The sequence below is a fragment of the Cecembia lonarensis LW9 genome (genome assembly GCF_000298295.1).
GTDB lineage: Bacteria > Bacteroidota > Bacteroidia > Cytophagales > Cyclobacteriaceae > Cecembia > Cecembia lonarensis.
Genome location: NZ_AMGM01000052.1, coordinates 24,212 through 31,053, shown reverse-complemented (window position 1 = coordinate 31,053; position 6,842 = coordinate 24,212). Strand labels below are relative to the sequence as shown.

The window sequence follows — 6,842 nt, the reverse complement described above, 5'->3', positions numbered from 1 at the left end:
ATTACAGTAAGATTATTTTCTGTAACGCTTCGGCATTGAGTTCTACGCAGATTTTATTGAATTCCACTTCCGATCGTTTTCCCAATGGTCTGGGCAATGATAGTGGTGAATTAGGACATAATCTGATGGACCATACCTACAGAATTGGAGCAATGGGGAAAGTAGATGGTTTTGAGGATCAGTATTACAGTGGAAGGAGACCCAATGGCATTTATATTCCCCGCTATGTCAACCTAGATGAAAATACCAAATCTGATAAATTTCTGAGAGGATTTGGGTTCCAAGGTGGAGGGGGTAGAAGTAGTTGGGGAGCTGGAGCAAACCTGGAGGATTTTGGTGGCGCATTCAAGGATGGTTTAATGAAGCCAGGTCCTTGGGAGTTTTTTATCACCGGTTTTGCAGAATGTCTTCCCTATCATGAAAACAAAGTATACCTCAATCATGAGGTCTTGGATAAATGGGGTCAGCCCACACTTTCCATTGATTGTGAGTTCAAGGAAAATGAAAAGGCCATGAACAGACAGATCAGGGAAGATGCCAAGGTTATGTTGGAAAAGGCTGGATTAAAGGATATCGTGGATTTTGACAATGCGCATGAACCAGGCTTTGGTATTCATGAAATGGGTACTGCAAGAATGGGCAGAGATCCTAAAACTTCCGTCTTAAATGGCACCAATCAGGTCCATGCCTGTAAAAATGTATTCGTGACGGATGGGGCATGTATGACCTCATCTTCATGTGTCAACCCTTCTCTGACTTATATGGCGCTTACTGCAAGGGCTGCCGACCATGCTGTTTCTGAATTAAAGAAAATGAACCTTTGAGATTATGAACAGAAGAAATGCATTAAAGAAAACCGCAATCCTTACTGGTTCCGCATTAGGGGTTCCCTCACTTTTTTCATTGCTCCAATCTTGTAAGCAGCAAAGCCGATTGGAATGGGCACCGCTTTTCCTCAATGAGGAACAAGCTAAGTTTATTTCTGCTTTTGTGGATACTTTGCTGCCAAGGACAGCTACCCCAGGTGGTTTGGATGTCAAAACAGATATCTTTTTAGACCTGATTTTCGCCAAGACCTATAATGCTTCAGCACAGCAAAATTTGGTTGATGAAATGGAAAAGTTCAATGAAGATTGCAGAAAAAGTCAGGGCAAAGTCTTTGCTGACTTGGGGCAAGAGGATAGGAATGCTTTCCTTAAAAAAATGGAAGCAGCTTCTCCAAAGTTCAATCCAAAAATCTGGGGCTCTGCCGTAGGGGATCAGCAACCTGTTGGTTTTTATCGCAACCTGAAGTCTATGGTCCTTTGGGGGTATTTTTCTTCCGAGGAAATAGGCCTTAACCATCTCAATTATGATCCTATCCCAGGAGAATATAGAGGATGCGTCCCTTTGTCAGAAATTGGAAATGTCTGGAGCCTTTGATCTTAGAGGTTCAGTAGCTCATGGAAGATTTTTTGAGAGACTTTGATTTTCCTCATGAAATGTTTCCAAGCAAAAACATAGTTTCCAATTCCAACAAAAAGACTGATAAGTGCAAAGCCAGGTTTGTCCGCCATAAAGCCAAAAAAGAAAAAGAGGAGGATGGTTACTGATGACCAAAATCCCAAGAAGAACACAGATCCTGGAAAAAGGGTATAGTCCAAAAATAAGATGCTACCAGAGGGTGTGTCTTCTAATTTCCCTTTGATCAGGGGTAGGAAACTGTCGGCTTTGGTAATGACAAGAGAAATTCTGAAACTTTCAATTCCCAATGTGCCGTTAAACTGATAGCCACTTTCATTTCTGGATTCATATTCCAGAAAATTGGGATCCCTGGTAACCACGTCCAGCCTTTCCAGTACCTCTTCTTTTTTAAGCGCAGAAACCAGTACCTCACTATGTTTGGGGAAAAATGGCATATTCCACTAATTTATTTTTTATCAAATGGCCAAAAAAATTGCAAGTGGATAGCTTAAAATTGGGGCTAAAACGCTTTTCGGTTTTAGCCCTTGATGGTTTTTAGGCTTTTACTGCAATACAGGAAATTTCCACATTGACATCTTTTGGCAAGCGGCTCACTTCCACGGTTTCCCTAGCGGGAGGATTGGTTTTGAAATACTGTCCATAAGCTTCATTAATGGTTCCAAATTGTCCCATGTCTTTGATGAAGATGGTGCATTTTACCACATCCTCGAAGCCAAAACCTGCTTCCCGCAAAACTGCTTCCAGGTTTTTCATGACCGCATGGGTCTCTTCTGTGATATTTTCATTGATCAATTCTCCCGTGTCGGCATCCAAGGGTATTTGTCCTGATACGAATAATGTGTTTCCGGCTTTAATGGCCTGACTGTAAGGTCCAATTGGGGCCGGTGCCTCTTTAGAATATATGATTTGCTTACTCATGGCTTGATTTTTTTGCAAAATAAAGATTCATCTATCAATCACCGAAATCTCAGGCTTTTTTTTCGATGCAGAAATGTGGTAAGTTTGGAGTTGGTTCAGCGTTGGGGTTTCTCTGATCTCCTAGCGCATTTATTAAACCTAAAGCGCATATGAGCAATAACCAATATGAGTTTTCAGAATCCTTTGCCCGGCAAATGGATGTCCAAGATACCTTGAGTGGATTTAGAGATAGGTTTTATTTTCCGCAAATCAATGGTAAAGAAGCCATTTACTTCTGCGGAAACAGCTTAGGCCTTCAGCCCAAAACGGTAGCTACCTACATTAATAAAGAATTGGATAACTGGGCCAAGCTAGGCGTTGATGGGCATTTTTACGGAGAGGATGCTTGGTATCATGTGCGCAAAAAATCCAAGCCGGCTCTTTCCGCAATTGTAGGGGCACATGAGCATGAAGTAGTGGCCATGAATAACCTGACTTCCAATCTTCATTTTTTAATGGTGTCTTTTTACTGTCCTGATCAGACACGGTACAAGATCATTACAGAGGCTGGTGCTTTCCCTTCAGACATGTACATGTTAGAGACCCAAGTCAAGTTTCATGGTTTGGATCCTGAAAAGTGCATAGTAGAACTTTCCCCAAGGGCAGGAGAATATACTTTGAGGACAGAAGATATTTTAATGGCAATAGAAGCGAATAAAGAGAATCTTGCTTTGGTCATGATGGCAGGGCTTCAGTATTACACTGGCCAGGTTTTTGATATGAAAGCCATTACGGCTGCAGCGCATCAAGTGGGTGCAAGAGCAGGATTTGACCTCGCCCACGCAGTGGGTAATGCCAAACTTGAATTGCATGATTGGGGAGTTGATTTCGCTACTTGGTGTAGTTATAAGTACCTTAATTCTGGTCCAGGAAATATTTCCGGTATTTTTGTGCACGAACGTCATGCAGAAAATCAGGAACTTCCCAGATTTGCAGGATGGTGGGGACATGATGAGGGGGAAAGGTTTAGAATGGAAAAGGGATTTAAGCCCATGTATGGTGCAGATGGATGGCAATTGGCCAATTCCAATGTACTTGCCTTAGCTGCCCACCAAGCTTCATTGGATATTTTCGAAGAGGCAGGTATGGATAGGCTTCGTGCCAAAAGTGAACTTTTGACCGGCTATCTGGAGTTCTTAATTGAGAAAATCAGTGGAGATAGCGGCGTTCTGGAAATAATAACACCCAAAATTCCAAATGAAAGAGGATGTCAGTTATCCCTTTTGATCCATAAAGGAGGCAAAAGTGTCTTCGACGAATTCTACAAACACGGGGTAGTTGGGGATTGGAGAAATCCTAATGTCATTAGGCTGGCACCTACTCCCTTGTATAACAGCTTTATAGATATCTATCAATTCGCAAAAATATTAGAACAATCCCTGCAGAAATTTGCTTAATAGCTTAGGGATTAACCTCTCAAACCATGAAAAAAAATGAAGTAAGTATCCTTGGCGCAGGCCTTATAGGATCTTTGCTGAGCATCTATCTCAAAAAAAGGGGAATGGATGTTCATGTTTACGAAAAAAGAGCTGATAATAGAGCCGGTGCCTATAAAGAGGAAGGGCGTTCTATCAATATGGCGCTTAGTGATCGGGGGTGGCGTGCACTTGAAAAAGCAGGCCTTAGAGAAAAGGTGCTTCCTCTTACCATACCCATGTATGGAAGACAGGTTCATAATGAACATGGGGCAACCACATTTATTCCTTATGGTAAGGAAGGACAGGCCATATATTCCATTTCAAGGGGAAGGTTCAATCAGTTGTTGATGAATGAGGCAGAAATAGAAGGTGTGAATATTCATTTTGAAAGCAAGATTGAAGATGTTGATCTTAGAACAAATGAATTACATATTCGGGATAAAGAGGGTCAGCAAGAAAAAGTAGGCTCAGAGGTTATATTGGGTGCTGATGGCGCCTATTCTTCCTTAAGAACCGCTATGTTGAAGCAGGTCCGGTTCAATTACAAGCAGGAATATATTTCTCATGGATATAAGGAATTAAGTATCCCTCCCACTGAAAAGGGAGAGTTTGCCATGGATCCAAATGCGCTGCACATATGGCCAAGAGGTTCTTTCATGTTGATTGCCTTACCAAATCCTGACAAATCTTTTACCTGTACTTTGTTCCTACCTTTTGAAGGGGAGAGGGTAAGTTTTGAAAACATCAGGGATGAACATGATGTGGAGGGGGTTTTTCAGACTTATTTTGATGATGCTTACCAGAAGATGCCAAACTTGGTGTCAGAATATTTCAATAATCCCACTGCTTCATTGATCAACATTGAATGTTATCCTTGGATGATAAATAAGTCCTTGCTAATAGGTGATGCATCCCATGCAATGGTGCCATTTTATGGGCAAGGGATGAATTCAGGTTTTGAAGACTGTCTCATACTTGATAATCTGATTGAAAAGTTGGGTGCTAATGCCTGGGAATTGGTATTTGCCAAATTTCAAAAATCAAGGAAGCCTAATACCGACGCCATTTGTAGGTTGGCCATGGAAAATTTCGAAGAAATGAAAGCAGATGTAGCCGATCCCAAGTTTCTGATTAGGAAGCGCATTGAAGCACGTTTACATGAATTGTATCCCAATGATTGGATTCCATTATACACCATGGTGACATTTTCTACCATGTCCTATTCTGAGGCCTATACTATTGGGAAACTGCAACAAAATATCATGGATGGGGTGATGTCCAATCCATTGATTACCCAAAATTGGGATAAGCTGGATTATGCAGACATTATTGACCGTTTAGATAAGGCAAAGGCAGTCTAGTTGATTTGGATTGACCAAAAACAAAAAATAAAAAACCCTTGAATTAGAAATTGGATTTCATTCAAGGGTTTTTTTATGATAGCTGTCAAAAGTTTTATTCTGTTTTTTTGCTCCATTTGATAGTGCAGCCTATGGCCTTGGTCGTTTCGGTGGCCACAGTTCTTCCGTTCATAATGGCATCCATAGCCTCTTCTACATAGTTTTCCGTTACCGCTGAGGCGTCTTGGTAATTATTGTCAATGGCCCCGATGTATTTCACAATGAAGTCATCACCTTCTTTGTTTAAAATGTAAACATGGGGGGTACGGGTTCCACCATATGCTTTGATTACCTCTTGGGTCCTGTCATAAACGTAAGCAAAAGGGAAGCGCTTATCTTGGGAGCGCTCTTTCATTTTTTCAAAACTATCGCCCGGACTAACTTGATCATCATTTGGGTTTATGGCAATCACAGGATAACCTAGCGCGGCATATTTATTGTGCAGATCAATCATCCTGTCTTCATAAGCCACAACATAGGGGCATGTGTTACAGGAGAAGATTACTATTGCACCCTTTGCACTTTTTAATCCAGCTAGGGAAACCCAGGAACCGTCTACACTTTCCAATTTAAAATCACTGGCTTTATCGCCTATGTCATATCCTTGACTGTCTTGTGCTGAAGCTTTGTTAAACACTAAACTTAACAATACTACGGAAAATAATACACTGATTTTTTTCATGGTTCTTTACTGTTTTAACTTTTGGATCATTGCTTTTAATTCTTCGTAACTAACTTCCCCCTCGTGAAAAAATCTGCTTCCGTCTGCTTTGATAAATAGTGTAGCCGGAATGGCTCCTGACCAATCCGTACTCACCTTATCAATCCATTTGTTGTAATCTACATCATTGAGTAAGTAAACAGGAGAGGTAATTTTTCTTCTTTCCATAAAAGTTGTGACGCGCTCAGGTTTTCTGCCATCATCCATGGAAATAAATATCAATGCGATGTCTTGGTCTTCTTCTTGAATTTGTTGAAAATATGGCATTTCCTTGACACAAGGTGCGCACCAAGTTGCCCAGAAGTTATATACCCTGAGTTTTTCCGAAGAGGCCATGGTCATTTTTTCAAATTCTTGAAAATCTATGATGGCAAACTCGGTTTTTGAAGCAGGCTTTTGGTCAATATTCAACCATAATATTGCAGAGGTCAACATGAAAGAATATAGATGCAGCTTAAAGTTGAAAATCATTTGCATGATGATGTTTGATATGTAAATATTTTTATGATCAATATAAAATTTTAAACTTAGATTTTTCTCTTACTGATTGTGTTTGAGAGGTAAGTGTCTCTCATTCAAGTTAACTTTAGAATAATATTCCGAATTCTCAGTAATAACCCATAACAAAACCATAAACGGATATTCGAAATTCATGTTCCACCGTTTATCAAAAAGCTTGAAAAATGCACAAAATGAATGGTCAAATTTTTTGACCATTTTTTATCCACAATTATTCACACTTATCCACAAGGCAGTTTTAGTTAGGGTTAAATAGTTGTTAACCAATACTTTAGCAAAATGTAGCGGTTTGCCGTTTTGTGGATATCTTTCTGTAAATGAGTTTTTTACAGAATTCACCCTCGATCAAAAAGTGGATAATTA

The 6,842-nt window shown here is 40.2% G+C and carries 8 protein-coding genes; 4 read left to right on the top strand and 4 right to left on the bottom strand.

The features are described from left to right. Both B879_RS14565 and B879_RS14560 read left to right on the top strand, forming a co-directional pair. Positions 1–824 (top strand): GMC family oxidoreductase (locus B879_RS14565; protein ID WP_040400807.1); only part of this gene is annotated, 824 nt, incomplete at its 5' end. A 4-nt stretch (positions 825–828) separates the two neighbouring features. Beyond that, positions 829–1,422, top strand: coding sequence for a gluconate 2-dehydrogenase subunit 3 family protein (locus B879_RS14560; protein WP_009185961.1), 594 nt, complete (start codon positions 829–831; stop codon positions 1,420–1,422). 2 nt (positions 1,423–1,424) lie between these two features. Here the strand turns inward: B879_RS14560 and B879_RS14555 are convergent, their stop codons facing one another. Next, positions 1,425–1,898 (bottom strand): hypothetical protein, encoded by a 474-nt coding sequence (locus tag B879_RS14555; RefSeq protein ID WP_009185960.1) that lies wholly within the window; start codon positions 1,896–1,898, stop codon positions 1,425–1,427. A gap of 100 nt (positions 1,899–1,998) precedes the next feature. Then, positions 1,999–2,382 carry a RidA family protein gene (locus B879_RS14550; protein WP_009185959.1) on the bottom strand — a complete coding sequence of 128 codons (384 nt, stop codon included), beginning with the start codon at positions 2,380–2,382 and terminating at the stop codon, positions 1,999–2,001. 149 nt (positions 2,383–2,531) lie between these two features. Here B879_RS14550 and kynU point away from each other — a divergent pair, with 149 nt between their 5' ends. After that, entirely contained in the window at positions 2,532–3,818 is a 1,287-nt protein-coding gene (gene kynU, locus B879_RS14545) for a kynureninase (RefSeq protein ID WP_009185958.1), read from the top strand. A 26-nt stretch (positions 3,819–3,844) separates the two neighbouring features. Next, entirely contained in the window at positions 3,845–5,200 is a 1,356-nt protein-coding gene (locus B879_RS14540; RefSeq protein ID WP_009185957.1) for an FAD-dependent oxidoreductase, read from the top strand. 94 nt (positions 5,201–5,294) lie between these two features. Here B879_RS14540 and B879_RS14535 read toward each other — a convergent pair whose 3' ends face one another. Beyond that, entirely contained in the window at positions 5,295–5,921 is a 627-nt protein-coding gene (locus B879_RS14535; RefSeq protein WP_009185956.1) for a thioredoxin family protein, read from the bottom strand. A gap of 6 nt (positions 5,922–5,927) precedes the next feature. Next, positions 5,928–6,437 (bottom strand): TlpA family protein disulfide reductase, encoded by a 510-nt coding sequence (locus B879_RS14530; RefSeq protein WP_009185955.1) that lies wholly within the window; start codon positions 6,435–6,437, stop codon positions 5,928–5,930. Between the last annotated feature and the right edge of the window lie 405 nt (positions 6,438–6,842).